This is a genomic window from Bacillus sp. Bwzl_19 (assembly GCF_054900515.1).
Window position 1 is genome coordinate 2,849,940 of the sequence record NZ_CM142729.1, and the last position, 25,087, is coordinate 2,875,026.

Genomic DNA, 25,087 nt, shown 5'->3' on the forward strand with positions numbered 1-25,087 from the left:
TTATATATCATTATAGTCCGGTGAAATATAATCTGCGTTCTTAATATTCGACTTTCCACATGTAGCGCCGCTGGCTTAATGGATGGTTCCTTGCTTCTGCCAGCTCATCCGCATAGCTTCTGAGCACCCGATTTAATACGAGCGGAGCCAGATATCCTTTTACAGAATCGTCAATTCCGGAAAAATCATATGTTTCGGCATCAAGGACAGTCAGTTTTTTGCCGTATCTTTTGGAGAAGGAAAGCGCCCGCTCTTCAAGGGGTCTTGTTTCGTCTAAGCCGAGAAGGATAATAAATGGAACGGATTCATCAATGATTTCGAACGGTCCGTGAAAATATTCTCCGGCATGAATGGCGTGGGAATGAATCCATTGCATTTCCATGAGAATGCAGATGCTGTAGGAGTAAGCGACGCCGTAGTTTGCACCGCTTGCCATCGTGTAAATGATATCTTCTTTTTCGTGGGCTTTCGCGAATGCCTTTGCGTGATCCGCTTCTTGTTTAAGCGCTTTGTCATAAACGGCCTGGAGCTTATTGAGTCCGTCGATCGCCTGTTCAAACGCGAGATGGTTTTCCAGCACGTGTAAAGCGCCGAATACGATTTGATACAGAACTCCGTAATTCGTATTTATCGCCTGTGCGTTTTCACCCCAGTCATAAACCGCGACATATTCGGCTTCTTTCGCTAACGGCGAGTCAGGCTCAAAAGTCATCGCAATCGTAAGCGCGCCTTTTTTTCTGGCGAAACCGGCGGCTTTCACCGTTTCCGGCGTATTGCCTGAATGAGAGCATAGGATCACGAGAGTGTTTTCTCCGAGCTGAACGGGATTGCGCTGGATAAACTCATTCGAACTGTAGAGATCAGAGCTGATGGCTTTCGCCTCTCTGTCAAACACATACTTGCTCGGATACATAATGGCTGAAGACCCTCCGCATGCAACGAAAAAGACATGATCAATCGTTTTTCCTTTCAGATCATCCAAGAAAGCCTGAACCTTGTGATTCACTTGTGCGGCAGTTTGACTCAAATCCTTCACTCCTCAGTGTTTTATTATATAATGTTATATAACATTATATAACGTTATATTAATCGCAATAAAGGCGTGTTGTCAATCATATTTTCTGAAATTTCTAAAATATTCCCGCGCTCTCTTGACCTGACCCTTAGAGACACGTTTAGAATGAAAAGCAGGGAGTGATGCAGAAATGAATATCAAAGAAGCCGCCCGGCAGACGGGTCTCACGAAAAAAGCCATCAAATATTATGAGCAGGAAGGTTTAATCACTGTCAGTAAAAACCCTGATAACGGATACCGTGAGTATTCCGCTCAGGACGTGAATACGCTGAAAATGATTGCCGCCCTCCGAATGCTGGCACTGTCCGTAAGTGATATTAAAGCGTTCCTCTTAGAGGGCACCAGCCTGCATGATATACTGCGGCAGCAGCATGAAAAACTCAGCCGGCAGATTGAAGAGCTTGAGCAGGAACGGAAATTGACCGAAATGCTGCTCAAACGGGTGGAGGATGCAGAAAACGTCGATTCGATTTTACATGATATCGGCGAGGTCAAAATAGATGAACCAAAGTATATGGGGCTTCAGCTGAAGAAACTGTTCCCGGGAGATTTCGGAGAATTTATTGCCGCGCTGTTTGAACCTTTCCTCGACTTTTCTATTGATACAGATGAGAAAAAAGCGGCATGGGCGGAGCTTATTAAAGTATTGGATGATATGGATGAAGTTCCGGCTGCACACCCGATGATGCAGCTTGTCGGCAAGGAGGACCCGGCTCAGCTCCAGCAGCACAAAGCCCAGCATGATCAATTCATCGAGCGGATTTTGGAGAGAGACCCAGCCACTTGGGACACTCATAAAAACACAATCATTCAGCTTGTGAAAAGAGTGCAGACGGATGAAGAATACAGAGAAAGCCTGATCAAGATCGGGGAATCCGCTTCTGATCTGCCCGCGCTGAAAGCGGGCTCGCCTTTCAGCAATCTTCTTCAAAAGCTCAGTCCGAAATATGACACATATGTGCGGCTTCATCTAGAACTGAAAAAGGAAGCCGACGAGGAACTCGGCTTTGATTCAGAGGCATACTTAAATCAGATGCTGCAAATTAAAAAACGCTAAGGCCCGTTTCCTTAGCGTTTTCTTTCTTCAGCTTCAGTGCTGCGCATTAATGCGGTCAACGACATTTGCGATGAGCTGCTCTTTTCCTAAGTCGGAATCTTCGTCAACGCTTGCTACCGTCAAAATGATGGCCGCTACGGCAAGAGCGATCGTCTCTATGGCAGCCGCCGCGTTTAAAAATACCCATACAGCCGTTGCGCATTGTCCGATGGCCGTTGATTTTCCTTTGTCCATGCTTTTTTTGTCAAACTCTTCTTTCAGCACTTTCGCCATAATCTGTGAGCCTTGATCGATGACGCTGTTCACTTTCTCATAATCGCCGCTGTAGACCGCCGCTTTTAACTTCTTAAAATAATCCGGCGATGACTTTTTAATATCAGCGATCACCTGATCGGAAACTTGCTTTAATTCATCCTGATTAATCTTTTTGACGGCTTTCGTATCCCATACTTCAGGAAGAAGCTTTGCGACCTCACCTTGTCCGAAAAAGATGCCGGAAAAAATGTCTTCACCCGAATAAGAGACGGATGCCTCAGTTTTCGCTGTGGCATGCGGGCCGACTAATGCGATCATTAAAACAAACACCAGCATCATGGCGGCAGCGGATTTTTTGCTTTTAACCATATAATTTCTTCCTTTTCCTTTTATTGAGAAAATTGTATCTGATAAAAAGCGGATTGTAATGGTTCAAAGCTACTGTTTTCTCTGCCGGTACCAAAAACAGGTCTAAAATACCAGCTACCGTAATGGAGAACGAGGTAAGCCCCAGCATAACAGCAAAGATTTCATGCATGAAAATGGATATAAACAATATCAGACGCCAATATTTTTTCGGAGCGAACAAAGCGCAGAACATAATGGTTTGCACAATGAGCGTGCCCCAAGTCGGGATGATGACAAGCTTTGACTGCAGGATAAAGTCAAACAGACTGTGAAGCGCATCCGGCAGCCCCAGCATCGGATCGTTCAAATAGTAATAAACGGCGGTTCCGTTCTGCCATTCTTCTTCCATCAGCTTGGCAATGACGGAGTTAAAGTACAGCAACGGTTCGTTTCGTTTCGGTATGTTTGCTCCATGCCCATGGGGTAATGCGTTCATATGTAATGATCATTTTCCCTTTCAGCCTTGGGGAGGGCGACTCATTTTTCATTTTCAAAAATGTGGTATTCTTAAAGTCCTGGCCAGCCGTGAAATCGTGCCACTTCTCTTTGGAAGGCAGCTTTTCCAGCATAAGGCCGAGCTCTATCCCTTGCGTCCGCCCGTATCGGTTTAAGCCGATCACATTTTTCAGTGAATTATTCGGCCATCTGAGCTTTTCATCGCCATCAAGGAGATAGATGTTCAGACTGTCTTCTCTCGGATCTTTACTGAAAAATCCCCAGCTTTGCGGATAAATCATGGAAACGGTTTTGGATTGATGCTTGGTTAATTGGATGGCGGAGCTTGGCAGTGCCGCGATGACGGTTAAAAACAAAACGATGATCCAGGCGGCCATTATAAAAAGAAAGAATGAAAACATGCTGTTTTGTCTCTTGTCAGTCAATTGAAACCCTCCTATCGAATGGACATTTCATTGACATGATTATACACCATTCAACAGGTAAAATATTGAGAAATTAGATTTTTTGGACTAATATACTATTATATGTAAAAAGGAGTGTTCATATGTTTTTGATGAATGATAAAGTGCTGTGGGGAGCGGTGGCACTCGCCTTTATTCTGTCGATTGTGTTTTATCCGTTTCTTCCTGCTGATATGGCTATTCACTATGACGCGTCGAACCGACCGAATACAGCCATCAATAAAACGGCCGGCGTCCTGATTTTTCCCGTGCTTATGATTGTCTGCATGTTATTCAGAAAACGGGTCGTCCAGTTATTCCTCGTCGTTTACTGCCTGCTGATCGTGCACATCGCAGTGATGTGGCTGGCAATGTAAGCATAAATAAAACCGAAGCTTAAAGGGCTCCGGTTTTGCTTATTTATAAAATACTTTCTCAATGTTGTATTTCGACTGAAGGGTATTGATCGCGTACGTTTCGTAAATATCTCTTTCCATCGGATCATTTACGACACATACCTCAATTTTATACACTTCGTCCCTGTGATGTTTAACAGGCGACACATTGTCTTCAAAATGCTTTTTGATTCTTTGTCTTAATTTACGGGCTTTCCCGACAAACAGCAGCTCGTCATGAATGTTATAAAACATAAATATGCCGCCTTTGTCTCTCGGAATTTGGTGAAAATCAATGAAACCGTAAATCGCTTTAATCGCCGGTTCATTTTCCGACGGTGACTGCTGCCGTTCTGTAATGGTTACATCAGGAGCAGGAAGTTTTATTTTTATCAAAATAGGTCACGTCCTCTTATTCATTAAAGCTCCATCCTACCATAAGAATACCCGAAAAGCCATTCTTTCATTCGAGCGCGCCGGCCGGATCATAGAGGCTCAAATCAATTTCGGTCTGCCGGCCGAGTGCGAGTTTCGCCAGTTCAGCTCCGAGATACGGTCCGCTCGTCAGACCCGAGGCGCCGAGCCCGTTGGCCACGAGGAGGCCGCTGATATTCGGCAGGCTGCCGATAACGGGAAGAAAACCGGGAGTAAACGGCCTGAAACCGACTCTTGTCTCCATCACGGTACTGTCTGAAAGCCCCGGCGCGACGGTTAATGCTTTGTCAAAAATCTCGCCGAGACCGCCTGCCGTCACCCGCAAATCCATGCCGGTATCGTTTTCATGAGTCGCGCCCGCTACGATTCTGCCGCTGTCAAATGCGAGGATGTACTGGTCGTTCGGCGGCATAACCACAGGCCATCCGCCCGTATCCTCTCCCTGAAGCTCTAAATGAACGATCTGCGCCTTTTGGTACGATACTGAAAAGCGGATGCCCAGCGGCTGAAGCAGCTCCTTCGCCCAAGCTCCCGCCGTTACGAGAACCTGGTCGGCATGAAGCGTGCGTTCTTCCGTTTTCACACCGGTGACGGCACCGTCCTCTGTCAGTATTGACGCCTCTTCATGATAAACTGCCGCACCGTGCTTTATGGCCGCGTTTAACAGTGCCTTACGAAGCGCCCTCCCGTTCACCCGGGCCGCACCGCTGATATGAACCGCTCCGTATTCCTCCGACAGCGCGGGAAACAATGCCTTCGTTTCTGCCGGAGTCAGTCTTGTGATGCCGCCGATCTCAGGAGCGTCCTCTCTTCTTTTATAAGCTCTTTCTTCCATCTGGCTGAGCTTTTTTTCATCCGTATGGAGACTGACGGCACCGACCTTTTGATAACCGGTGTCCGTTTCTCCGTCGGCTTCCAGCTGCTGGATCAATTGTTCATAATAACGGGCACCGCCTTTTGCGATTGCATACCATGCCTGATTGCGGCGCTGCGACAGCCACGGGCAAACGATCCCCGCCGCTGCGTCAGTCGCCTGACCCGGGTGTTTCCGGTCAATGACCGTTACTTCCGCGCCGGCCTTTGCAAGATGATAAGCCGCTGACGCACCGAGAATGCCGGCCCCGATAATGATATAAGACTTCATGTGTAACACCTTTTCTATCTGTTTTGTCTTATTTATTTTAACAAATGGAGCGCCCGGTTCCTACCGGAGTCCTGACGGCAATGATGAGTTTCGAAAACGGAAACGTATGATAAAAGGAATAAGTCCTCGTCTGAAAGCCGTTTTCCTCAAGAAACTTTCTGTATTGAGACATATTTTTTATATCTGACACGGCCAATGTGCCGCCGGGCCTCAGCACCCTCACCATTTCCGCGATCGCCCGTTCCCGCTCTTTTCTCCCTGAAATGTTGTGTACGACAAAATGTGAAATGACAAGGTCAAACGTTTCATCAGGAAATGGCATGTCTTGCGCCAGTCCGTCATACAGATCAATTCCCGGCGCTCCTTCAGCCAGTCTGTTTTGTTCAAACGCCTCTCGTCCGTTTCCGCCCAGATCCCAGCCAGACCACTTGTCAATCGCTGAGACATCCGCGCCTTTCTGCGCCGCGGCGATGGCTAACAGCCCCCGCCCCGTCCCGACATCAAGCACCTTCATGTTCGGCTTTAAGCCGGAAAGCGCAAGAATGCGATGGCGGTGTGAAAGTTTAATAGTCATTGAATACAGCAGCATCCAAAGACCGAGTAATAAAAACAAGGCGCCCGTCAGCCAGCCCCAGAAAGGAGAATAATTCCCCATAAAGTACCTGCGCCATAAAGGAACGCAACAAAGATAAATCCAAACGCCCCGTAAGGCGCATCAATGCCGTATCGTGTTGTCATATCGTCCAGCCCTTTCAATATTTATCCAAATAGTATACCATATGATTCTGGCAGCAGCAGAAAGGAGAAACGACAATATGAAACGAGGCCTTACGTTTGACATCCCGAACACATTCGGACAGTTTGCGGCAGACATATTAAAACCATTCCCCATTTCCGCCTATACGTGGTTTATCGGCGATGGGGAGGCATATACCGACTTCAAAGAAGACACCGATACAGACCTGTTTCCGCAAAATCAGCGCATCATTGAGGGCCATGAGCTCCGTCAGCGTCTTGAAGGAAACTCTTATTATATGATTTTTGCTGAATTGAAGGCTTTCCCAAGCGGGATGGTAACGGAAATCAATACGTACGAAGAATATTTAAAGAGTCCCTGTGAGCTTGTGCTTCTCATCGCAGATTGCTCATATGTATCCTTATACTGCAAAGATCCGGACATGCTGGAAGCTCTTTATCAGCAGGCTGTACAATGCGGATTTCTCCATGTTGACTATGTCACAGATGAGAATGATGCGAGAACGCGTTTATCTGTCTGGTGAAAGTGCGTTCTTTTTATGAATCGCTAAATAGGGCTTAGGATTCAAAATATTGACAAATTCGTGTGTTTTCAACAATAAGACATCCCCCTCATGTATACTGATGGCGTAATAAGACATGTGAAAGGGGTATGACAATGAGAAGCGGTTTGAAGAAAAAAGCAGGTTTTTGGAAGAAGACGGCGGTTTCATCACTTATTTTCACCATGTTTTTTACCATGATGATGAGCGGAACGGTTTTGGCGGCCGGGCTGAATAAGGATCAGAAGCGCCGGGCGGAACAGCTGACCAGCATCTTTGAAAACGGAAAGACGGAAATTCAATACGGATATGTTGAAGAGTTGGATGACGGAAGAGGTTACACTTGCGGGCGGGCCGGTTTTACAACGGCTACCGGGGATGCGCTGGAAGTAGTGGAAGTATACACGAAAGCGGTCCCGAATAACAAATTGAAAAAGTATTTGCCTGAATTGCGCCGTCTTGCGAAGGACGAAAGCGATGACACAAGCAATCTGAAAGGATTCGCTTCTGCCTGGCGTTCGCTTGGCAATGATAAGGCTTTCCGAGCTGCCCAGGATGAAGTAAATGACCGCTTATATTATCAGCCGGCGATGAAACGTTCAGATCAAGCCGGATTGAAAACGGCACTGGCAAAAGCAGTGATGTACGATACAGTGATTCAGCATGGCGACGGCGATGATCCAGACTCCTTTTATGCCCTGATTAAACGCACGAACAAAAAAATGGGCGGGTCACCGAAAGACGGGACAGACGAGAAAAAATGGCTGAATAAATTTTTGGATGTGCGCTATGACGATCTGATGAATCCGTCAGATGAGGATACCCAGGATGAATGGAGAGAATCAGTAGCCCGTGTCGACGTTTTCCGTGATATCGTAAAAGCGAAGAACTATAATTTAGACGGGCCGATTCATGTCCGGTCAAGCGAATACGGAAATTTCACAATTCAATAAACAAAAAAACCCCGCCATGTGGCGGGGTTTTACTATTAACCGATTGAGCCTTCCATTTCGAATTTGATCAAACGGTTCATTTCAACTGCGTATTCCATCGGAAGTTCTTTTGTGAACGGCTCGATGAAGCCCATAACGATCATTTCTGTCGCTTCTTCTTCAGAAATACCGCGGCTCATCAAGTAGAAAAGCTGTTCCTCAGAAACCTTTGATACTTTCGCTTCGTGCTCCAATGAAATGTTGTCGTTCAGGATTTCATTGTAAGGGATCGTATCAGAAGTTGATTTGTTATCCATGATGAGCGTATCGCACTCGATGTTTGAACGGGCGCCGTCCGCTTTCCGTCCGAAGTGGACGATACCGCGGTATGTTACTTTTCCGCCCTGTTTAGAAATCGATTTTGATACGATTGTGGATGACGTATTCGGTGCAAGGTGAATCATTTTCGCACCTGCGTCCTGATGCTGTCCTTTGCCCGCAAGAGCGATAGAAAGCGTCATGCCGCGCGCGCCTTCACCTTTCAGAATGACAGCCGGATATTTCATCGTCAATTTAGAACCGATGTTTCCGTCTACCCATTCCATCGTCGCGTTTTCTTCACAAACGGTACGTTTCGTAACAAGGTTGTAAACGTTGTTCGCCCAGTTTTGGATCGTTGTATAACGGCAGTAGCCGCCTTTTTTCACGATGATCTCAACAACCGCGCTGTGAAGCGAGTTTGTTGTGTAGACAGGAGCCGTACATCCTTCTACGTAATGAACGCTTGCTTCTTCGTCAACAATGATCAGCGTACGTTCGAACTGACCCATGTTTTCTGAGTTGATGCGGAAGTAAGCTTGAAGCGGTGTTTCAACCTTCACGCCTTTTGGCACGTAGATGAAAGATCCGCCGGACCAAACAGCTGAGTTCAGCGCCGCAAACTTGTTATCAGTCGGCGGAATAACTTTCGCCCAGTGCTCACGGAAAATGTCTTCATTTTCTTTCAGCGCGCTGTCTGTATCTTTGAAGACAATGCCTTGCGCTTCAAGATCTTCTTTCATGTTGTGATAAACAACCTCAGATTCGTACTGTGCGGAAACACCCGCAAGGTATTTTTGCTCAGCTTCAGGAATACCGAGTTTGTCGAATGTCTGTTTAATTTCCTCAGGCACTTCATCCCAAGAACGCTCTGAACGCTCAGACGGTTTTACGTAGTACGTAATCTCGTCAAAGTTTAAAGAGTTTAAATCCCCGCCCCACTGCGGCATCGGCATGTTGTAGAAATGCTCAAGAGATTTCAGGCGGAAATCAAGCATCCATTGAGGCTCTTCTTTCATACGTGAAATTTCTTCTACGATTTCTTTTGTCAATCCGCGCTCTGAACGGAAAATGGAAACGTCCTTATCGTGAAAACCGTACTTGTATTCACCAATTTCAGGCATTTTTTTAGCCATCCATTTTCACTCCAATCTTTTAATTGCCGCCTTTTTCGCCAGCGACTCCTTTTTCAAGTGCTTTCCATGAAAGGGTGGCACATTTAATCCGGGCCGGGAATTTCGAAACGCCTTGAAGGGCTTCAATATCCCCGAGATCTATTGAGTCGTCATACTCTTTCCCTTGCATCATGTCTGAGAAGATCTTAGACATGGAAAGGGCGGTATCAATATCTTTTCCTTTAATCGCCTGCGTCATCATGGAAGCTGAAGCCATGGAGATGGAACAGCCTTCCCCTTCAAATTTCGCTTCCTGAACGGTATCGCCGTCAAGCTTCATTGTCAGTCTGATCCGGTCGCCGCAAGTCGGGTTGTTCATATCGACGACGATGCTGTCATCCAAAACCCCTTTGTTGCGCGGATTTTTGTAATGATCCATGATCACTTGTCTGTACAATGTATCTAAATTTGCATTAAAAGACATTTGTAAAGTACTCCTTTGTCTTTTGGAGAGCTTCCGCGAGCTTATCTATCTCTTCCTCTGTATTATACAGATAAAAGCTCGCTCTCGCAGTAGCAGATACATCCAGCCATTTCATGAGCGGCTGGGCGCAATGATGCCCCGCTCTGACCGCAATGCCCTCTGCATCGAGGACAGTCGCGACATCATGAGGGTGAACATCATCAAGATTAAATGTCACAAGGCCCGCCCGCTCTTTCGGACCGTATACCGTCACGCCGTCAAGCTGTTCGAAACAGTCAAGCGCATAGGCAGCAAGCTTATGCTCATGCCGGGAAATCTCGTCGAGACCGATCTCTTCAAGAAAATCAATCGCGGCTCCCAATCCGATCGCGCCTGCAATAATCGGCGTGCCTGCTTCAAATTTCCACGGAAGCTCTTTCCAAGTTGATTCATAAAGCCCTACAAAGTCGATCATCTCGCCGCCAAATTCGGCTGGCTCCATATTCTCAAGCAGTTCTTTCTTGCCGTACAGCACGCCGATTCCCGTCGGGCCGCACATTTTATGGGAAGAAAGCGCGAAGAAGTCGCAATCCAAGTCTTGGACGTCGATTTTCATGTGAGGCGTGCTCTGGGCTCCGTCGACCACGATGACCGCGCCATTGTCATGAGCGATTTTAGCGATTTCTTTAATCGGGTTGATCGTGCCGAGTACGTTTGACACATGAGCGACCGCCACGATCTTCGTATGGCTTGTGACAGTCTGCCGGACGTCTTCTAACGAAAGCGTGCCGTCTTCCTGCATCGGAATATATTTTAAAGTCGCGCCGGTTGCTTTTACAGCCTGCTGCCACGGAATGATATTCGCATGATGCTCCATTTGGGTGATGACCACTTCATCACCGGGTTTTAAGTTGGCGCGGGCATAGCTCAGCGCCACCATATTCAGTGAAGTTGTCGTGCCTTTTGTGAAAATGACCTCAGTCATTGACTTCGCATTGATAAACTTACGGACTTTTTCACGCGCTCCTTCATAGCCGTCTGTCGCTCTTGTGCCAAGAGTATGGACGCCTCTGTGGACATTGGAATTGTATCGGTTGTAATACTGATCCACTGCCTCAATGACAGCCCGCGGCTTCTGAGAAGTCGCCGCGCTGTCAAGGTACACGAGGTCATGTCCGTTCACTTGCTGATGAAGGATCGGGAACTGTTCACGAATATCGGTGATATTCATTATTTTACTTTCCTTTCGATGACGGAGACGAGCTGTTTCTTAACTCCTTCAATCGGAAGCTCTTTTACCACCGGAGCAAGGAATCCGTAAATGACTAAGCGTTCCGCTTCTTCTTTCGGAATTCCGCGGCTCATTAGGTAGTAAAGCTGAATCGGGTCCACGCGGCCGACAGATGCCGCATGTCCTGCAGTTACATCGTCTTCATCAATTAAAAGAATCGGGTTTGCGTCACCGCGTGCTTTTTCACTCAGCATCAGGACGCGGGATTCCTGTTCAGCGTTTGCTTTAGACGCGCCGTGCTCAATTTTGCCGATCCCGTTAAAGATGGAAGATGCGGCATCTTTCATGACTCCGTGCTTCAGGATATAACCTTCGGAAGCCTTACCGAAGTGGATGATCTGCGTCGTAAAGTTTTCCGTCTGTTCTCCTCTTCCGACAACTACGGTTTTCGTATCGCCGTATGTGCCGTCTCCATAGAGGTTAGTCGTGTTTTCAGAAATCGTGTCGCCGTCGTTCATCAGACCGAGCGCCCACTCGATTCTGCTGTCGCGTCCGCGCGCGGCTCCGCGGCGGTTGACGTATGTTGTGACACCTGCTGACAGGTTGTCAACGGCACCGTACGTCACACTGGCGTTATCACCCGTGATCACTTCACTGATAATGTTGAACACAGCTTCTTTCGGATTCACCGTGCTGATGTAGTTCTCAACGTAAGTGACGGAGCTGTGGTCTTCAGCGACGATCAGCACGTGGTTAAACAATGCCGTGTCATTGCTTTCATGAACATAAACAGCCTGAACAGGCGTTTCCACCTGAACGTTTTTAGGAACATAAAGGAATGCTCCGCCGTTCATTAATGCCGCATGAAGCGCAGTCAATTTATGCTCGTCGACCTTTACGCCGTCTTTCATGAAATATTTCTCAACGAGGTCGCTGTGCTCACGGGCAGCTGTTAAGATGTCCGTGAAAATGACGCCTTTGTCTTTCAGCTCTTTAGACAGAGAAAGGAAAGCAGGCGTTTGGTCACGCTGCACATATAACGTTTTGTCTTCATTTTCGATGTCGATCAGCGCTTTTGCTTCATCAGCTAAATCTTCTAAAGAAGCAAGCGGCGCGTTTTCTACTGTATGCTTGTTGAACTTTGTAAAGTTCCAATTTGTGATTTTTGTTTTATCAGGCTTAGGCAGCGGCAGATCTTCAGCTTTTTCAAGAGCCTGTAAGCGCAGGTTTTTCAGCCAGGCAGGTTCTTGATGCTTTTCGGAAAAGCCTTTGACATATTCCTGATCTACGGATAGTTTCGTTTCCAATGTCATGTTTATCCCCCTAACGCTTACGCTTCTTGGCCTACAGTTTCGTCTTCAATGCCGAGTTCTTGTTTAATCCAGTCATAGCCTTCCGCTTCAAGGCGCTGCGCAAGCTCCGCTCCGCCTGATTTCACTACGCGTCCCTGCATCATAACGTGAACGACATCAGGCGTGATGTAGTTCAGAAGGCGCTGATAGTGAGTGATCATTAAGCAGCCGAAGTTTTCGCTGCGCATTTTGTTGATTCCTTTAGAAACGACTTTAAGCGCATCGATATCAAGACCTGAATCGATTTCGTCAAGAATGGCGATTTTCGGCTCGATCATCATAAGCTGAAGGATTTCGTTGCGTTTTTTCTCCCCGCCGGAGAAGCCTTCGTTCAGGTAACGCTGAGCCATTTCAGGGTCCATTTCAAGGAACTCCATGTTTTCGTCCATTTTGCGGATGAATTTCATAAGAGAAATTTCATCGCCTTCTTCGCGGCGTGCGTTAATCGCAGAGCGAAGGAAATCGGCATTTGTCACACCGCTGATTTCACTTGGGTACTGCATCGCAAGGAAAAGACCCGCCTGAGCGCGCTCGTCCACTTCCATTTCCAGTACATCTTTGCCGTCAAGCGTGATGCTGCCTTTTGTAACTTCGTATTTCGGGTGTCCCATAATCGCTGCTGAAAGCGTGGATTTACCGGTACCGTTCGGCCCCATGACAGCGTGGAATTCGCCGCCTTTTATTTCAAGGTTTACACCTTTTAAGATCTCTTTTCCTTCGATTTCAACGTGAAGATCCTTGATCGTTAATGTTGAAGCAGCCATATCTATACCTCCAAAATATATAATCATTATTCTCAATTTATTCTCATTCTAATTTTATAACAAATGAAAAGTAAATACAACTTTTTATATTACCCGGAACATTCCTAAAGTTTATCAAAGATCCAGGCGTAATTAAAGCTGTTTGAAACAGAAAAAGGGCGGAATTCCGCCCTTTTTTACTGACCGATTTTCTCATTAAGCTGCGCTGCGAGGAACTTGCTTTTTTGGTATTCAAGCTCCCTCTGCCGTTCGACTTCCATCCTTTTTGAAAGACGCCGTCCATATTCCTCGTAGCCGATGCCGTGTGACTTCTGCATCGCTTTTTCCATTTCAGGCGTATAGTCAAGGTCCAGTCTTTCATGGCTGGTGCAGATAATGAATCAATCCCTTCATTTGTTTGTTTCCATTGTAACAATGATCCGCTGCTCCGGCCAAAGAGAGTGTGCCCCTGAATCCTTTCGAATGTGCCGGAAACCGGCGCTGTTTTTATGTGAAAAGCGGTATTCACACGATTGCTCTTTCTAATGCGTCGTATGTCCGAATTCCTGAATGCACTGCTGCACGAGGGTCACTCCCTGACTGAGTGCTGCGCCTCCTCCGAATGCCGCCGCGACGCTGATGACCTCAAGGATGTTTTCCTCTGTCGCGCCCTGGTCAAGGCAGCCCTTCGTATGATAAATCATGCAAAATTCATCTTGAGCATTGATGCTGATGCCGAGAGCGATTAATTGTTTCTCTTTTTCAGTCAATGAATCCGCTGAGAAACACTGTTCAGTAAATTCATTAAACTTCCGTCCCATCATCGGCATTTTCTGCTCGAATATGCCTAAACCTTCTTTGTATTGTTTTAATGCGTCATGCAGGCTTTTGCCGTTATCCTGATATTGAGCCACTGCCATTCCCTCCAATTGTTAACCTTCCCTTTTATTATGGACAGTTCTCCGATTAATACCCGAAAAAAACCCCGGACGATTCATCCGGGGTTTTCGCTTTATTCAGATACAGGAAGTACGGCTCCGTCGTATTTTTTCTCAATAAAGTCTTTGATTTTCTTAGAGTGAAGCACTTCCATAAGCGCTTTGATTTTCGCTGATTTTTCGTCACCTTTACGAACGGCAATGATGTTGGCGTACGGGTTGTTTTTCGTTGATTCCACTTCAATCGCATCTTTTAACGGGTTCAGTTTGTTTTGAATCGCATAGTTGACGTTAATGAAGACTGCGTCGCCTTCTTCTTCATTATATGCTTTCGCCGTTAATTCAGGGGCGATTTTTTTGAATATCAGGTTTTTCGGGTTTTTCGTAATGTTTTTCGTAGTGGCGTCAATCGTTTTCACCTTCGGATCAAGTGTGATCAGTCCGGCTTTTTGAAGCATCGCCAGCATACGGCCTTGTTCTGCGACGTTGTTTGTCATGATGATGGTCGCGCCTTTAGGCAGGTCTTTCAATGATTTGTATTTTTTCGTGTAAATTCCGAAGGGCTCAAGGTGAACGGCTCCGGCATTTACGAGTTTGAAGTCTTTATTTTCTTTCATTTCCTGTTCAAGGTAAGGAACGTGCTGGAAGTAGTTCGCATCCACTTCTTTGTCAGCTAACGCTTTGTTGTACATTTTGTAATCGTTCAGCACTTTTACTGTTAATGTGTAGCCTTTTTCCTTCAGAAGCGGCTCCGCTTCTTTTAAAATTTCAGCATGCGGTGTTTTTGTCGCAGCGACGACGATTTCCTTTTTATTTGAGCCGTTTGATCCGCAGGCAGCCAAAACTCCCGCGAACACAAGCAGCAGCGCACTTAGTACAATCTTTTTCAATGTAAATCCTCCCTTATCTTTTGTCTATTATATTTGTAATCACATCACCGATAATTTGAATGATAAAGACGATGATGAGAATAAATACAGTTGCCACAAACGTTACATCTGTATTATTGGACTGGTATCCTTCTACATATGCAAGGTTTCCGAGTCCGCCTGACCCGATGGCGCCGGCAATGGCGGTAGATCCGATCAGAGCGATGGCCGTAACGGTGAGGCCTGAGATTAACGCAGGCATTGATTCAGGAATCAGCACTTTGAAGATAATCGTCGATGTCTTTGCTCCCATTGATCTGGCAGCTTCGATGACTCCTTTATTAACTTCACGGAGCGCGATTTCAACAAGGCGGGCATAAAACGGCGCAGAGCCGATAATCAGCGCGGGCAATGCAGCGTTCGGCCCTAAAATCGATCCGACCAAAAACTTAGTAAAGCCGAGAAGCAGAATAATTAAAATAAGAAACGGAATAGACCTGAAAATATTGACAACCGCCGCAATCACGGTGTTAATGATTTTATTTTCCCATAAGCTTCCCTTGCCCGTTAAAAAGAGCAGAAGACCGAGAATCGCTCCGATGACAAATGAAAAGGCTAAAGCAATGACCGTCATATAAAGGGTCTCGTATGTGGCCGTCCACAGCTCGGTTATATCAACGTTCGGGAACCATTTTTCAAACATTTGTGATCACCTCTGCTTCTACCTGTTTGTCTTTGATGAACCGGATCACGTTTTCTACTTCTTTTTCCTGACCGTCAATGTGGATGAATAAAGAACCGTAGGCTCCGTCTTTCGTCTGTGAAATTTTCCCCTGCAGAATATTGACGTCCACGTCAAAGTTTTGGATCATCTCCGTAATGAGGGGCTGTTCGGCAGCCTGCCCGACAAATGAAAGCTGAATCGTTTTTCCTGTCGCGGTTTCCTGCAGAAAATGCTGAATGGTTTCTTTCGTCTCCTCCGGTTCTGTCACCTGCTGAACGAAACGCTTTGTCATCGGCTCACGCGGGTTTCTGAAGACTTGGAGCACTTCGCCTTCTTCAACGACTTTCCCGTTTTCCATGACGGCGACTCTGTTGCAGATTTTTCTGATGACGTGCATTTCATGGGTAATGAGCACAATCGTCAGGCCGAGTTTGTCATTTATATCGGATAAAAGATCTAAAATTGAATCGGTCGTCTGCGGGTCTAGCGCTGATGTCGCTTCATCACATAGAAGGACTTTCGGATTATTGGCGAGCGCCCGGGCGATGCCGACACGCTGCTTTTGACCGCCGCTCAGCTGCGACGGATAAGATTTTTCTTTACCCTCTAAACCGACCAGTTTAATCAATTCATCGGCGCGGCGGACCCGTTCGCTTTTTTTCACGCCGGCGATTTCCAGTGGAAACATAATGTTCTCCCGGACGGTGCGCGACCAAAGAAGGTTAAAATGCTGGAAGATCATGCTGATTTCCTGACGCGCTTTTCTCAGTCCGCGGCTGCTTACTTTATTTAATTCCGTCCCCGCGACTTCCACGGTGCCCGACGTCGGCTTTTCAAGGCCGTTCAGGAGACGGATTAAGGAACTTTTACCAGCTCCGCTATATCCTATAATTCCAAATATTTCGCCCTTTTTGATATCAAGAGTGACATCTTGGACAGCATTGACATCCCCATGCTTCGCTTTGTAAATTTTTGAAACATTTTGAAGATGGATCAAAGCAATCACCTGCCTTACACTATTCTAAGAAATCTTCCGGGTTTCTCTGCAAAAGAAAAGCCTTTCTGCAAAAATGAGCAGAAAGGCTTATTGAAAAAGGCCTTTCTCTCATCTTCCAAAGCAGATCGCTTTGAGTGAATTGGCACCATTTCAACATTGTTGATGGTTGCCGGGCTTCATAGGGCACTTCCCTCCACCTCTCTTGATAAGAGAAAACATATTGTATTTTCGTCCGGAAATTCTTACTGTAGAATAGCACGGCGAATGATAAAAAGTCAATAAAATAAATAATGGGAGCTATTGTCACATAGTAGAATGGCAGTTACGGCCGCTTGCTGACCGCCTGAAAAAATCCATTTGTCAGCCAGAGGATGGCCTCCAGCTTCAGCAGGGCCCGGAATGATCCCTTCACTTTGAGTTTTCCGCTTTGGATGAGTTTCTGCAAAGAGACATCACCGTGCAAAAGATGGATAATTTCCGTCTGGTTTCCGTAAAAGGTCAAATTAGATTTTTCCTTTGAAGCCGCCGTTTTTCTCATTTCTCCCTGTCCGTTAATTGAGACCGTTAAGGCTTCTGTTTCTCCTTGGAATGTAATCAGCAGCGTTGAGGCATTTAATAGCGGTTTCAAAAACAGATGCTGTCCGTCATTCTCTAAAACTTCTATTTTCTCCACTCGTATAACCTCCCGTTTTAATGGCCATACATACACATTTCTCTTTTTAACGGACAGAACCCTTTATAAACCGCACGACATTTTCCTGTAAAAATTGTCACATCGGGAACGTTTGCGATGTTTTTTGTTTAATCAGCTCATATAAATAGGAAACGGAGCGGAAGGCGTATCCTTTCTCAACAAGCTCTCCGCCTTTAAACAGCAAAAAGCACGGAACGCTCTCAATCTGATAGGCTTTGGCGAATGCGGGGGAATAATTCACGTTGTTTTTATAGAAGGCGGCTTCGGGCAGCATTTCTTCGACGACGGAAAGCATTTTGGACGCCAGCTGGCATGTGCCGCAAAACGGGGTGTACAAATACAGGAGATAGACGTCATCCTGAATCGATTCGAGTTCATTTTCTTGGAGTTCTTTCATTTTGATTACCACCTCAGGTCGTTCTTTTTCAAAAATACAGGGTCTGCATCAAGGCCGGCTCTGATCAGTACAGATGCAAGATGATGGCCCGGGCACGATTCGACTTGCCTGTATGTTCTGTCTATGCAGATATGGCGCGCTTCGGGCAGCTCCCGTTTCAGCTGTTTTCTTAATTTTTCTCCGGAGTCGTCTGCGTCCGTTAAAATAACACGTCTCTGTCAAACAGGCGGTCCGCCAAATCTTCCAGTTCAGTTTGGCCGATCGTTCCGTTTGTACAGATGATTTCCGCGGGTTCGATGAGCACTTCCCTGACTTTGATTTTATCTGATTTTCCTTCTACGATTATGACCTTTTCATCTCCGTTGAACATAAGCGCATCACCTGCCGATTGTTTTAGGCTCAATTGAAAAAGAAGGCAGTGAAATTCACCGCCAACAGTTAACACCAGCCGTTCTCATAATCGCAATCCACATATTTCGGATCGTTGCCGTTTATGACATCGGCTGTTTTATAAAATTTTTGATTTTCAAATAGAAAGCCCTGTTTGAGCTCGTACTGGTTCATGCCTGTCATCTCGCCGATGGCTTCATTTTCATGAAACAAGGAAAACCGGCCGTTTTGAAAGCGGCCCGTGATGTTCTCCGTGACATCGACCTTTTGTTTATCAAAAGCCATATTGGACACCTCCCGTTACAGATAGAATGTCCAAATGGCCCTTTTGCTATCCGATCAGTCTTCCTGTGTCATTTCGTCATATTGCTCGGAAGTCATGAGGTTTTCGATTTCTTCAGCATCAGCCGGTTCCACGACGATCATCCACGCTTTTTCATACGGAGACTCGTTTACGAATTCAGGACTGTCATCAAGGTCTTCGTTCACTTCCGTTACGGTTCCGTTAATCGGTGCGTACAGTTCGGATACGGTTTTGACAGATTCTACGCTGCCGAATGGCTCGTCCGCTTTAATTTCAGCGCCGACTTCAGGAAGCTCGACAAATACGATGTCGCCAAGTTCGGATTGCGCGAAGTGTGTAATCCCGATACGGGCTTTTCCGTCCTCAACTTTTACCCATTCGTGCTCTTTGGAATAACGCATATCTTTCGGTGTGCTCATCTAAATCCCTCCATTTTTTTCTTATAATAAGAAGATACCATAATTCTTTGAACCTGGCATTACATCCAATATTTTTCGAATTGGTCTTCTTTAAAGCCGACAGTGACTTTTTCGCCGTCTGTCGTAATCGGGCGCTTCAGGAGCATACCGTCTGATGCCAGGAGTTCAAGCTGTTCATCCTCTGACATGTGGTACAGTTTTTCCTTTAAGTTCAGCTCGCGGTATTTCATGCCGCTCGTGTTGAAAAACTTTCTGAGCTCAAGGCCGCTCTTTTCGTAGAGGTCTTTGATTTCTTCTTTCGTCGGTGTTTCTTCCACAATATGTATTTCGTTTATTTCCTTACCGCGGTCTTCCAGCCATTTTTTCGCATTACGGCACGTTCCGCATTTAGGGTACCAGTAAAAATTTAACGACATCTTCTTCACCCCTCGTAAATGATCGTCGTTATTTTAACACAATCACTGGTAAAAACCTATAACGTTGCTTCATGAAAAAGCGCTCCGGATGAAGGAGCGCTTACAGCATGTGATCAAACCGTATATTTTTCTTCACGGAAGACAGCGGCAGCCGCTTCACGTTTTTTCTGAATGAGATTTTTCGGTGTCAAACGCGTCAGTTTGCGCAGCACAGAAAGCATCATGCGGAGGGAATCTCCTTCCTCCATGGCGATGAGTGATTCTTTGGCGTGCGCTTCAATGTTCTGAAGGGCTTCCTGGGCAAAGATTTCCGTATATAACAGCTTCTGCGCAGCTTTTTCGGCACCGTCCGCCGCAATCGCTTTTTCCGTTCTGAGGACGGCAGATTCCAAAGCGTACAGCGCGCTGACGATATCGGCAATGTTCACCATGATTTCCTGCTCGCCTTCGATCTCTTTTCCGTATTTCTGCGCCGCAAGTCCCGCTGTCAGCAGGGCGATCTTTTTCGCCTGTCTGACAATGTATTTCTCCTGTTCAAGAGGCTCTGAGCCCGGCTCTTCAGGCATCAGCATCATGAGCTCTTCCTGGAGCGCTTTCGCTTTTTCAAAGAGCGGAAGCTGCCCTTTTACGGCTTTTTTCAGGAACGTGCTCGTTACGATCAGGCGGTTGATTTCATTTGTGCCCTCGAAAATTCTGTTGATTCTGGAGTCACGATAAGCGCGCTCCACTTCATATTCCTGCATAAACCCGTAACCGCCGTGAATTTGAACGCCTTCGTCGGCAATGTAGTCAAGTGTTTCAGACCCGCACATTTTGTTGAGCGAGCATTCAATCGCGTACTCGGCGATTGACTTTGCGACTTCGCGTCCGTCTTTTTGCGCTTCTTCCGTCAGTCTGCTCATATTATCTTCGAACAGACCCACTGTTCTGTATACAGAGCTCTCCATCGCGTACAGCCTTGCTGACATCGTCGCAAGCTTTTCCTGAGTGAGCGTGAAGCTTGAGATCGGCGTTTTAAATTGTCGGCGCTGGTTTGCGTAAGCGGCAGACAGCTCAATCACCCGTTTAGAAGCGCCGATTGTGCCGACGGCAAGCTTGTAACGCCCGATATTCAGGATATTAAAGGCGATGACATGGCCTTTTCCGATTTCGCCGAGAAGGTTTTCTTTCGGCACTTCCGCCTGATCTAAAATCAGCGTTCTTGTCGATGAACCCTTAATCCCCATTTTTTTCTCTTCTGGGCCCGTTGACACGCCAGGATAATTTTTTTCTACGATAAATGCGGAAAACTTATCTCCGTCCACTTTAGCATAGACGACAAAGACATCTGCAAAGGCGGAGTTTGTAATCCATTGCTTTTCTCCATTGAGAATATAGTGTGTGCCCGCTTCATTCAAAACGGCCGTTGTTTTCGCGCCGAGGGCATCTGAACCTGAACCCGGCTCAGTTAAGGCGTAGGCCGCGATTCTTTGTCCTGAAGCCAAGTCCGGCAAATATGTTTTCTTCTGCTCTTCCGTGCCGAAGAACACGATCGGCAATGAACCGATACCGACGTGAGCGCCGTAAGAAAGCGAAAAGCTGCCGGCACGTGAAAACTTTTCCGTAATGAAGGCTGAACTGATTTTATCCAGACCGATGCCGCCGTACTCTTCAGGCACATCCGCTCCGAGGAGACCAAGATCTCCGGCTTTTCTCAGCAGTCTGACTGAGTGCTCAAACTGATGGTTTTCAATTTCATCAATATAAGGAAGAACATCGTTTACGACATAGTCTTCTGTCGTTTTGCCGATCATTTTATGTTCGTCTGTAAAATCCTCCGGTGTGAATACTTGATCATATCCCGTTTCTTCAATCAGAAAGCTGCCGCCTTTTTTGACGTTGACCGTTTCCTGTTTCATGTTCGTTTCCCCCTTTTTTTAAATGAGCTCAAATACGCCGGCAGCGCCCATGCCGCCTCCGATGCACATCGTCACCACGCCGAATTGCTCGTTTCTCCGTTTCATTTCATGTATGAGTGAAAGGGTCAGCTTCGCCCCAGTGCATCCGAGCGGATGTCCGAGCGCGATGGCGCCTCCGTTTACGTTCACCTTTTCTTCATCTATTCCGAGCGATCTGATAACTTGAATGGCCTGTGAAGCAAAGGCCTCATTCAATTCAAAAAGCCCGATATCCTGTAATTCGAGTCCGGCAAGCTTGAGCGCCCGCGGAATGGCTTCAATCGGTCCGATCCCCATTACCTCTGGCGGAACGCCGCCTACGGCAAAGGAACGGAATTTGACAAGCGGCGCCAATCCGAGCGACGAAGCTTTTTCGCGATCCATCAGCATGACAGCCGCCGCGCCGTCACTTGTTTGTGAAGAGTTCCCGGCCGTCACGGTTCCCGTTTTAGAAAACGCCGGACGGAGCTTCGCTAAAACGTCAGCCGATGTGCCCGGACGCACGCCTTCATCTTGAGAAAAGATAAATTGTTTTTTCCGAGGCTTATGGTCATCACCGATTTCTGTCAGCGACACTTCAACCGGTACGATTTCGTCATTGAATTTCCCTTCTTTAAGGGCTTTTGCGGCATTCTGATGGCTCCGGACGGCAAATGCATCCTGGTCTTCTCTGGATACGCCGTACGTTTCGGCGACCTGTTCCGCTGTGTGTCCCATGCTCATGTAATACTCAGGCGCATGCTCCGCCAAAGCGATATTCGGGCGGGTCACATGCCCCATCATCGGTACTTGCGACATGGATTCGGCACCGCCCGCAATTACGGTGTCACCAGCGCCGAGCATGATTTTTTCAGCTCCGTAAGCGATGGATTGGAGTCCGGAAGAGCAGTAGCGGTTCACCGTAATAGCCGGCACCGTATGAGGAAGCCCCGCCAGCGCACCGATATTACGTGCCATATTTAATCCTTGTTCGGCTTCAGGTGTTGCACATCCGATAATTAAGTCATCGATATTTCCTTCATAGCCGCCTGCCCGTTTCAGCGTTTCTTTCACACAAAGCGCGCCTAAATCATCAGGACGAACGGCTGCAAGCGACCCTTTTTTCGCTTTACCGACCGGAGTTCTCGCACCGGCCACAATGACTGCTTCTCTCATAAACACCCTCCTAGTTCCGTAAAGGTTTGCCTTTGACCAGCATATGCTGCATTCTTGCTTGAGACTTCGCCTCGCCAGCGAGGCTTAAAAAGGCTTCTCTTTCAATCTCGAGTAAATATTCTTCTGAAACCTCCGTGCCGAACGGAACTCTTCCTCCGGCAATGACATGAGCCAGCTTCTTCGCAATCTTCATATCGTGATCTGATAAATAACCCGACCGTCTCATTTGATCTGCTCCGAGCAGTAACGCCGCACAGCCGGTTTCCCCGGTGACTCTCACTTTTTTGCGGGCTGGCGGGCGGTATCCGCTGTCATATAAGGAAGCGGCCAGCTGTTTCGCATCGTGCAGCAGGTGATCCTGATTCATGCTGACACGGTCAGCCGCGGACAAAATCTGCATATCACGCGCTTCGTGCGCCGAACCGGACACCTTGGCAAGCGCAATGGTTTCAAAGGTTTTAATGGCCGCGTCCATCAGTTCGCTTCCGCTGTTCAAGTAATTCATGTACAGCTCTTTATTTCCTCCGCCGCCCGGAATAAGACCGACGCCGGTTTCAACAAGACCCATATACGATTCGCTCGCCGCCTGAACGCGTGCCGCCGGGAGACAGACTTCCGTTCCCCCGCCGAGTGTCATCCCAAACGGCGCCGCCACAACAGGTTTGGCGCTGTATTTGATGTTCAGCATCGTCTGCTGAAAACGGCGGATGACAAAATCGACTTCCATGAAGTTATCATCCTGAGCTTCCATTAAAATCATCGCAAGGTTTGCCCCCGCGCAGAAATGTCTGCCTTGGTTTCCGATGACAAGTCCTTTATAATTCCGCTCTGTTTCCTCAAGCGCATTGTCAATCATCTGAATAATGTCTAAGCCGATCGCATTGCTTTTCGTATGAAATTCCAGAAGCGCGACATCATCGCCGAGATCAATCAAACTTGCTCCGCTGTTTTTGCTGATCACGCCCTTTGTTTCTTTTAACGTTTGCAGGCTGACGCGTTTCGGATTTTCTTTTACTGCCCTGTATTGGCCGTCTGAATAGTAAAATTGTGTTCCGTTTTCCTTCATATAAAATGTTTCATGACCCTGATCAAGCATTTCTTTCACCCAGCCGGGCAGTTTTGCGCCTTCTTGTTCAAGCCGCTCCGCTGATTTTCTGACACCGATGGCATCCCACACCTCAAACGGGCCGAGCTCCCAACCAAAGCCCCATTTCATGGCGTCGTCAATCGCTTTTATATCATCAGCGATCTCACCAAGAAGCTGAGCTGAGTATAAGAGGGTTTGCGACGTAATATTCCAAAGCAGTCGTCCGGCGCGGTCATCAGCATAAATAAGCGCTTTCATTTTGCCTTTGGCACCCTTTGCCTGTTTGGCGGCTTCTAAAGCGGGTGTTTTCATTTTCGTGCGCTCGCCGTATGTCATGGTTAGCGGATCGAGCTCATATATTGTTTTACCTTCTTTTTTGTAAAAACCTTGACCTGATTTGCTGCCAAGCCAATTGTTTTTCAGCATGTCATTCATAAATTCCGGCAGCTTAAACATGTCTTTTTCAGCGCCGTCGGCTTTATCATAAACATTTTTTGCCACATGAGCGAATGTATCAAGCCCCACAACGTCAAGGGTTCTGAAGGTCGCGCTTTTCGGTCTGCCGATTAAAGGCCCGGTCACCGTATCCACCTCGCCGATGCCGCAGCCGGAAGAAAGCATTTCTCTTACCGTGACTAACAAGCCGTACGTACCGATGCGGTTGGCGATAAAGTTAGGCGTGTCTTTGGCGATAACGACACCTTTCCCGAGCGTGTTTTCTGCAAATGAAGTCATAAACTTCAGCACGTCAGGATCTGTTTCCTGAATCGGAATGATTTCCAGAAGCTTTAAGTAACGGGCCGGATTAAAGAAATGGGTTCCTAAGAAATGAGCTTTAAAATCGGCAGATCTGCCTTCCGCCATCTTTGTTACGGAAATACCGGACGTATTGCTGGACACGATGCTTCCAGGTTTCCGGTATTCATCAACAAGTGAGAAAATCTGTTTTTTCACGTCAAGATTTTCTACAACGACTTCAATAATCCAATCGGCATCCTTCAATTGAGCAGCGTCATCTTCCAAATTCCCCGCCGTTATATAGTCGAGATTGGAAGCTGAAGTCAGCGGCGCCGGTTTTTGCTTCAGCAGTTTTTTCATGGCCGATCGGCTCAGTCTGCTGCGGACCTCCGGGCTTTCTAATGTCAGCCCTTTTTTCACCTCATCCTTTGTCAGCTCGTTTGGCACAATATCAAGCAGCAGGACGGGAATTCCGATGTTAGCCAAGTGCGCGGCAATTCCGGACCCCATGACGCCTGATCCGAGAACGGCTGCCTTCTTTATAAACTTGTGCATGAGTCATCCCCCTTGAACTTTGAATGAATAGTCATTCATTTTTTCGGCAAAAAAAATGAAACCCTTTTCTTCTTTCATCTTAAAAGATTTTCCGGATGACTTCAATAGCAAATATGGAATTTTTTTAAATTTTTCGCCTTCCGCATGTTCTCTGCCGGGGACGGGAAACTTAAACGCGGAGGTGAAGGGAATGGTGAGAGGGAGAAAAGATCCGTCTTCTGGCGCAGTGAGCGCGGCCAGCATGAAAGGAAATGCGGGACCGAAGCAAAAATACGGCGGCGGCAAACGGACGAGCCAAAATCAGCAATATAAAAAAGAAAACATGGAATAACATACTGCGGCTGCTT

Annotated in this window: 30 protein-coding genes, 1 pseudogene and 1 riboswitch; of the genes and pseudogenes, 5 read left to right on the forward strand and 26 right to left on the reverse strand. The window is 46.9% G+C overall.

Features of this window, described 5'->3' with window-relative positions:
• Nucleotides 1–40: 40 nt before the first annotated feature.
• Nucleotides 41–1,027, reverse strand: coding sequence for an SIS domain-containing protein (locus ACW5MY_RS15145; RefSeq protein ID WP_013353476.1), 987 nt, complete (start codon nt 1,025–1,027; stop codon nt 41–43).
• A 178-nt stretch (nt 1,028–1,205) separates the two neighbouring features.
• Here ACW5MY_RS15145 and ACW5MY_RS15150 point away from each other — a divergent pair, with 178 nt between their 5' ends.
• Entirely contained in the window at nt 1,206–2,132 is a 927-nt protein-coding gene (locus ACW5MY_RS15150) for a MerR family transcriptional regulator (RefSeq protein ID WP_013353477.1), read from the forward strand.
• 33 nt (nt 2,133–2,165) lie between these two features.
• On the opposite strand, the gene ACW5MY_RS15155 is transcribed toward ACW5MY_RS15150, so the two are convergent.
• The 3 genes from ACW5MY_RS15155 to ACW5MY_RS15165 are packed head-to-tail and all read right to left on the reverse strand — an operon-like array spanning nt 2,166 to nt 3,676.
• The gene (locus ACW5MY_RS15155; protein WP_013353478.1) at nt 2,166–2,756 is read right to left on the reverse strand and encodes a sporulation delaying protein family toxin; all 591 of its coding nucleotides are present in this window, start codon (nt 2,754–2,756) and stop codon (nt 2,166–2,168) included.
• On the reverse strand, nt 2,749–3,177 hold the full coding sequence (locus ACW5MY_RS15160; RefSeq protein ID WP_289393882.1) for a hypothetical protein: 429 nt from the start codon (nt 3,175–3,177) through the stop codon (nt 2,749–2,751). The genes ACW5MY_RS15155 and ACW5MY_RS15160 overlap by 8 nt, the downstream gene beginning before the upstream one ends.
• A complete protein-coding gene (locus ACW5MY_RS15165) occupies nt 3,164–3,676 on the reverse strand; it encodes an SdpA family antimicrobial peptide system protein (protein ID WP_289393883.1) in 513 nt (170 codons plus the stop codon). The genes ACW5MY_RS15160 and ACW5MY_RS15165 overlap by 14 nt, the downstream gene beginning before the upstream one ends.
• A gap of 122 nt (nt 3,677–3,798) precedes the next feature.
• Here ACW5MY_RS15165 and ACW5MY_RS15170 point away from each other — a divergent pair, with 122 nt between their 5' ends.
• The gene (locus tag ACW5MY_RS15170) at nt 3,799–4,071 is read left to right on the forward strand and encodes a DUF1648 domain-containing protein (protein WP_013353481.1); all 273 of its coding nucleotides are present in this window, start codon (nt 3,799–3,801) and stop codon (nt 4,069–4,071) included.
• A gap of 39 nt (nt 4,072–4,110) precedes the next feature.
• Here the strand turns inward: ACW5MY_RS15170 and ACW5MY_RS15175 are convergent, their stop codons facing one another.
• The 3 genes from ACW5MY_RS15175 to ACW5MY_RS15185 form a co-directional block, all read right to left on the reverse strand.
• Nucleotides 4,111–4,485 (reverse strand): nucleotide excision repair endonuclease, encoded by a 375-nt coding sequence (locus ACW5MY_RS15175; RefSeq protein ID WP_013353482.1) that lies wholly within the window; start codon nt 4,483–4,485, stop codon nt 4,111–4,113.
• A 67-nt stretch (nt 4,486–4,552) separates the two neighbouring features.
• The gene (locus ACW5MY_RS15180) at nt 4,553–5,668 is read right to left on the reverse strand and encodes an NAD(P)/FAD-dependent oxidoreductase (RefSeq protein WP_013353483.1); all 1,116 of its coding nucleotides are present in this window, start codon (nt 5,666–5,668) and stop codon (nt 4,553–4,555) included.
• A gap of 37 nt (nt 5,669–5,705) precedes the next feature.
• Nucleotides 5,706–6,323 carry a class I SAM-dependent methyltransferase gene (locus ACW5MY_RS15185; RefSeq protein WP_013353484.1) on the reverse strand — a complete coding sequence of 206 codons (618 nt, stop codon included), beginning with the start codon at nt 6,321–6,323 and terminating at the stop codon, nt 5,706–5,708.
• A gap of 160 nt (nt 6,324–6,483) precedes the next feature.
• Between ACW5MY_RS15185 and ACW5MY_RS15190 the strand changes: the two genes are divergently transcribed.
• Together ACW5MY_RS15190 and csn are read left to right on the forward strand one after the other, a co-directional pair.
• Complete coding sequence (locus ACW5MY_RS15190; protein WP_013353485.1) at nt 6,484–6,948, forward strand: DUF2691 family protein; 465 nt, start codon at nt 6,484–6,486, stop codon at nt 6,946–6,948.
• A 134-nt stretch (nt 6,949–7,082) separates the two neighbouring features.
• Nucleotides 7,083–7,919, forward strand: coding sequence for a chitosanase (gene csn, locus ACW5MY_RS15195; RefSeq protein WP_289393884.1), 837 nt, complete (start codon nt 7,083–7,085; stop codon nt 7,917–7,919).
• 35 nt (nt 7,920–7,954) lie between these two features.
• On the opposite strand, the gene sufB is transcribed toward csn, so the two are convergent.
• The 19 genes and pseudogenes from sufB to ACW5MY_RS15290 all read right to left on the reverse strand — a co-directional run bounded on the left by sufB (nt 7,955) and on the right by ACW5MY_RS15290 (nt 24,740).
• Nucleotides 7,955–9,352, reverse strand: coding sequence for a Fe-S cluster assembly protein SufB (gene sufB / locus ACW5MY_RS15200; RefSeq protein ID WP_003151878.1), 1,398 nt, complete (start codon nt 9,350–9,352; stop codon nt 7,955–7,957).
• 19 nt (nt 9,353–9,371) lie between these two features.
• Nucleotides 9,372–9,815 carry a Fe-S cluster assembly sulfur transfer protein SufU gene (gene sufU / locus ACW5MY_RS15205; protein WP_003151877.1) on the reverse strand — a complete coding sequence of 148 codons (444 nt, stop codon included), beginning with the start codon at nt 9,813–9,815 and terminating at the stop codon, nt 9,372–9,374.
• Nucleotides 9,805–11,025: a cysteine desulfurase SufS gene (gene sufS / locus ACW5MY_RS15210; protein WP_013353526.1), complete on the reverse strand. Its 1,221-nt coding sequence runs from the start codon at nt 11,023–11,025 to the stop codon at nt 9,805–9,807. Before sufS ends, sufU begins: the two co-directional genes overlap by 11 nt.
• Nucleotides 11,025–12,338 (reverse strand): Fe-S cluster assembly protein SufD, encoded by a 1,314-nt coding sequence (sufD, locus tag ACW5MY_RS15215; protein WP_013353527.1) that lies wholly within the window; start codon nt 12,336–12,338, stop codon nt 11,025–11,027. Before sufD ends, sufS begins: the two co-directional genes overlap by 1 nt.
• Before the next feature lie 17 nt (nt 12,339–12,355).
• Complete coding sequence (sufC, locus tag ACW5MY_RS15220; RefSeq protein ID WP_003151872.1) at nt 12,356–13,141, reverse strand: Fe-S cluster assembly ATPase SufC; 786 nt, start codon at nt 13,139–13,141, stop codon at nt 12,356–12,358.
• Between the two features lie 176 nt (nt 13,142–13,317).
• Entirely contained in the window at nt 13,318–13,470 is a 153-nt protein-coding gene (locus ACW5MY_RS15225) for a hypothetical protein (protein WP_003151857.1), read from the reverse strand.
• A gap of 192 nt (nt 13,471–13,662) precedes the next feature.
• On the reverse strand, nt 13,663–14,040 hold the full coding sequence (locus ACW5MY_RS15230) for a carboxymuconolactone decarboxylase family protein (protein ID WP_038463290.1): 378 nt from the start codon (nt 14,038–14,040) through the stop codon (nt 13,663–13,665).
• Nucleotides 14,041–14,132: 92 nt separating this feature from the next.
• Complete coding sequence (gene metQ / locus ACW5MY_RS15235) at nt 14,133–14,948, reverse strand: methionine ABC transporter substrate-binding lipoprotein MetQ (RefSeq protein ID WP_462061627.1); 816 nt, start codon at nt 14,946–14,948, stop codon at nt 14,133–14,135.
• Nucleotides 14,949–14,961: 13 nt separating this feature from the next.
• Nucleotides 14,962–15,630 carry a methionine ABC transporter permease gene (locus ACW5MY_RS15240; protein ID WP_013353530.1) on the reverse strand — a complete coding sequence of 223 codons (669 nt, stop codon included), beginning with the start codon at nt 15,628–15,630 and terminating at the stop codon, nt 14,962–14,964.
• Nucleotides 15,623–16,648, reverse strand: a complete 1,026-nt coding sequence (gene metN / locus ACW5MY_RS15245) for a methionine ABC transporter ATP-binding protein MetN (RefSeq protein WP_289393894.1) — start codon at nt 16,646–16,648, stop codon at nt 15,623–15,625. Before metN ends, ACW5MY_RS15240 begins: the two co-directional genes overlap by 8 nt.
• 105 nt (nt 16,649–16,753) lie before the next feature.
• A riboswitch (SAM riboswitch) is annotated at nt 16,754–16,860 on the reverse strand.
• A 110-nt stretch (nt 16,861–16,970) separates the two neighbouring features.
• Nucleotides 16,971–17,321, reverse strand: coding sequence for an SCP2 sterol-binding domain-containing protein (locus ACW5MY_RS15250; protein ID WP_013353532.1), 351 nt, complete (start codon nt 17,319–17,321; stop codon nt 16,971–16,973).
• A gap of 97 nt (nt 17,322–17,418) precedes the next feature.
• Complete coding sequence (locus ACW5MY_RS15255) at nt 17,419–17,739, reverse strand: thioredoxin family protein (RefSeq protein WP_013353533.1); 321 nt, start codon at nt 17,737–17,739, stop codon at nt 17,419–17,421.
• A gap of 5 nt (nt 17,740–17,744) precedes the next feature.
• Nucleotides 17,745–18,109 (reverse strand): annotated as a pseudogene (locus ACW5MY_RS15260) (toprim domain-containing protein).
• Between the two features lie 68 nt (nt 18,110–18,177).
• Complete coding sequence (locus tag ACW5MY_RS15265) at nt 18,178–18,414, reverse strand: YusG family protein (protein WP_013353535.1); 237 nt, start codon at nt 18,412–18,414, stop codon at nt 18,178–18,180.
• Between the two features lie 54 nt (nt 18,415–18,468).
• On the reverse strand, nt 18,469–18,852 hold the full coding sequence (gene gcvH, locus ACW5MY_RS15270; RefSeq protein ID WP_013353536.1) for a glycine cleavage system protein GcvH: 384 nt from the start codon (nt 18,850–18,852) through the stop codon (nt 18,469–18,471).
• A 59-nt stretch (nt 18,853–18,911) separates the two neighbouring features.
• Nucleotides 18,912–19,268 carry an arsenate reductase family protein gene (locus tag ACW5MY_RS15275; RefSeq protein WP_013353537.1) on the reverse strand — a complete coding sequence of 119 codons (357 nt, stop codon included), beginning with the start codon at nt 19,266–19,268 and terminating at the stop codon, nt 18,912–18,914.
• A 113-nt stretch (nt 19,269–19,381) separates the two neighbouring features.
• Nucleotides 19,382–21,166 (reverse strand): acyl-CoA dehydrogenase family protein, encoded by a 1,785-nt coding sequence (locus ACW5MY_RS15280; RefSeq protein WP_013353538.1) that lies wholly within the window; start codon nt 21,164–21,166, stop codon nt 19,382–19,384.
• Between the two features lie 18 nt (nt 21,167–21,184).
• A complete protein-coding gene (locus ACW5MY_RS15285; protein WP_013353539.1) occupies nt 21,185–22,360 on the reverse strand; it encodes an acetyl-CoA C-acetyltransferase in 1,176 nt (391 codons plus the stop codon).
• A gap of 10 nt (nt 22,361–22,370) precedes the next feature.
• Nucleotides 22,371–24,740: a 3-hydroxyacyl-CoA dehydrogenase/enoyl-CoA hydratase family protein gene (locus tag ACW5MY_RS15290; protein ID WP_013353540.1), complete on the reverse strand. Its 2,370-nt coding sequence runs from the start codon at nt 24,738–24,740 to the stop codon at nt 22,371–22,373.
• A gap of 190 nt (nt 24,741–24,930) precedes the next feature.
• Between ACW5MY_RS15290 and ACW5MY_RS15295 the strand changes: the two genes are divergently transcribed.
• The gene (locus tag ACW5MY_RS15295) at nt 24,931–25,071 is read left to right on the forward strand and encodes a YuzL family protein (RefSeq protein ID WP_013353541.1); all 141 of its coding nucleotides are present in this window, start codon (nt 24,931–24,933) and stop codon (nt 25,069–25,071) included.
• The last annotated feature ends 16 nt before the right edge of the window (nt 25,072–25,087 follow it).

Excerpts from the sequence above, each read along its gene's own strand:
- sufU (WP_003151877.1), bottom strand. The coding sequence starts at position 9,815 with ATGTCTTTTAATGCAAATTTAGATACATTGTACAGACAAGTGATCATG.
- ACW5MY_RS15230 (WP_038463290.1), bottom strand. The coding sequence starts at position 14,040 with ATGGCAGTGGCTCAATATCAGGATAACGGCAAAAGCCTGCATGACGCA.
- sufC (WP_003151872.1), bottom strand. The coding sequence starts at position 13,141 with ATGGCTGCTTCAACATTAACGATCAAGGATCTTCACGTTGAAATCGAA.
- ACW5MY_RS15265 (WP_013353535.1), bottom strand. The coding sequence starts at position 18,414 with ATGGCTTTTGATAAACAAAAGGTCGATGTCACGGAGAACATCACGGGC.
- ACW5MY_RS15170 (WP_013353481.1), top strand. The coding sequence starts at position 3,799 with ATGTTTTTGATGAATGATAAAGTGCTGTGGGGAGCGGTGGCACTCGCC.
- ACW5MY_RS15240 (WP_013353530.1), bottom strand. The coding sequence starts at position 15,630 with ATGTTTGAAAAATGGTTCCCGAACGTTGATATAACCGAGCTGTGGACG.
- ACW5MY_RS15290 (WP_013353540.1), bottom strand. The coding sequence starts at position 24,740 with ATGCACAAGTTTATAAAGAAGGCAGCCGTTCTCGGATCAGGCGTCATG.
- ACW5MY_RS15190 (WP_013353485.1), top strand. The coding sequence starts at position 6,484 with ATGAAACGAGGCCTTACGTTTGACATCCCGAACACATTCGGACAGTTT.
- ACW5MY_RS15285 (WP_013353539.1), bottom strand. The coding sequence starts at position 22,360 with ATGAGAGAAGCAGTCATTGTGGCCGGTGCGAGAACTCCGGTCGGTAAA.
- ACW5MY_RS15185 (WP_013353484.1), bottom strand. The coding sequence starts at position 6,323 with ATGGGGAATTATTCTCCTTTCTGGGGCTGGCTGACGGGCGCCTTGTTT.
- ACW5MY_RS15225 (WP_003151857.1), bottom strand. The coding sequence starts at position 13,470 with ATGGAAAAAGCGATGCAGAAGTCACACGGCATCGGCTACGAGGAATAT.
- ACW5MY_RS15295 (WP_013353541.1), top strand. The coding sequence starts at position 24,931 with ATGGTGAGAGGGAGAAAAGATCCGTCTTCTGGCGCAGTGAGCGCGGCC.
- ACW5MY_RS15150 (WP_013353477.1), top strand. The coding sequence starts at position 1,206 with ATGAATATCAAAGAAGCCGCCCGGCAGACGGGTCTCACGAAAAAAGCC.
- gcvH (WP_013353536.1), bottom strand. The coding sequence starts at position 18,852 with ATGAGCACACCGAAAGATATGCGTTATTCCAAAGAGCACGAATGGGTA.
- sufB (WP_003151878.1), bottom strand. The coding sequence starts at position 9,352 with ATGGCTAAAAAAATGCCTGAAATTGGTGAATACAAGTACGGTTTTCAC.
- ACW5MY_RS15180 (WP_013353483.1), bottom strand. The coding sequence starts at position 5,668 with ATGAAGTCTTATATCATTATCGGGGCCGGCATTCTCGGTGCGTCAGCG.
- csn (WP_289393884.1), top strand. The coding sequence starts at position 7,083 with ATGAGAAGCGGTTTGAAGAAAAAAGCAGGTTTTTGGAAGAAGACGGCG.
- ACW5MY_RS15280 (WP_013353538.1), bottom strand. The coding sequence starts at position 21,166 with ATGAAACAGGAAACGGTCAACGTCAAAAAAGGCGGCAGCTTTCTGATT.
- ACW5MY_RS15155 (WP_013353478.1), bottom strand. The coding sequence starts at position 2,756 with ATGGTTAAAAGCAAAAAATCCGCTGCCGCCATGATGCTGGTGTTTGTT.
- sufD (WP_013353527.1), bottom strand. The coding sequence starts at position 12,338 with ATGACATTGGAAACGAAACTATCCGTAGATCAGGAATATGTCAAAGGC.
- ACW5MY_RS15255 (WP_013353533.1), bottom strand. The coding sequence starts at position 17,739 with ATGAAAGAACTCCAAGAAAATGAACTCGAATCGATTCAGGATGACGTC.
- sufS (WP_013353526.1), bottom strand. The coding sequence starts at position 11,025 with ATGAATATCACCGATATTCGTGAACAGTTCCCGATCCTTCATCAGCAA.
- ACW5MY_RS15275 (WP_013353537.1), bottom strand. The coding sequence starts at position 19,268 with ATGTCGTTAAATTTTTACTGGTACCCTAAATGCGGAACGTGCCGTAAT.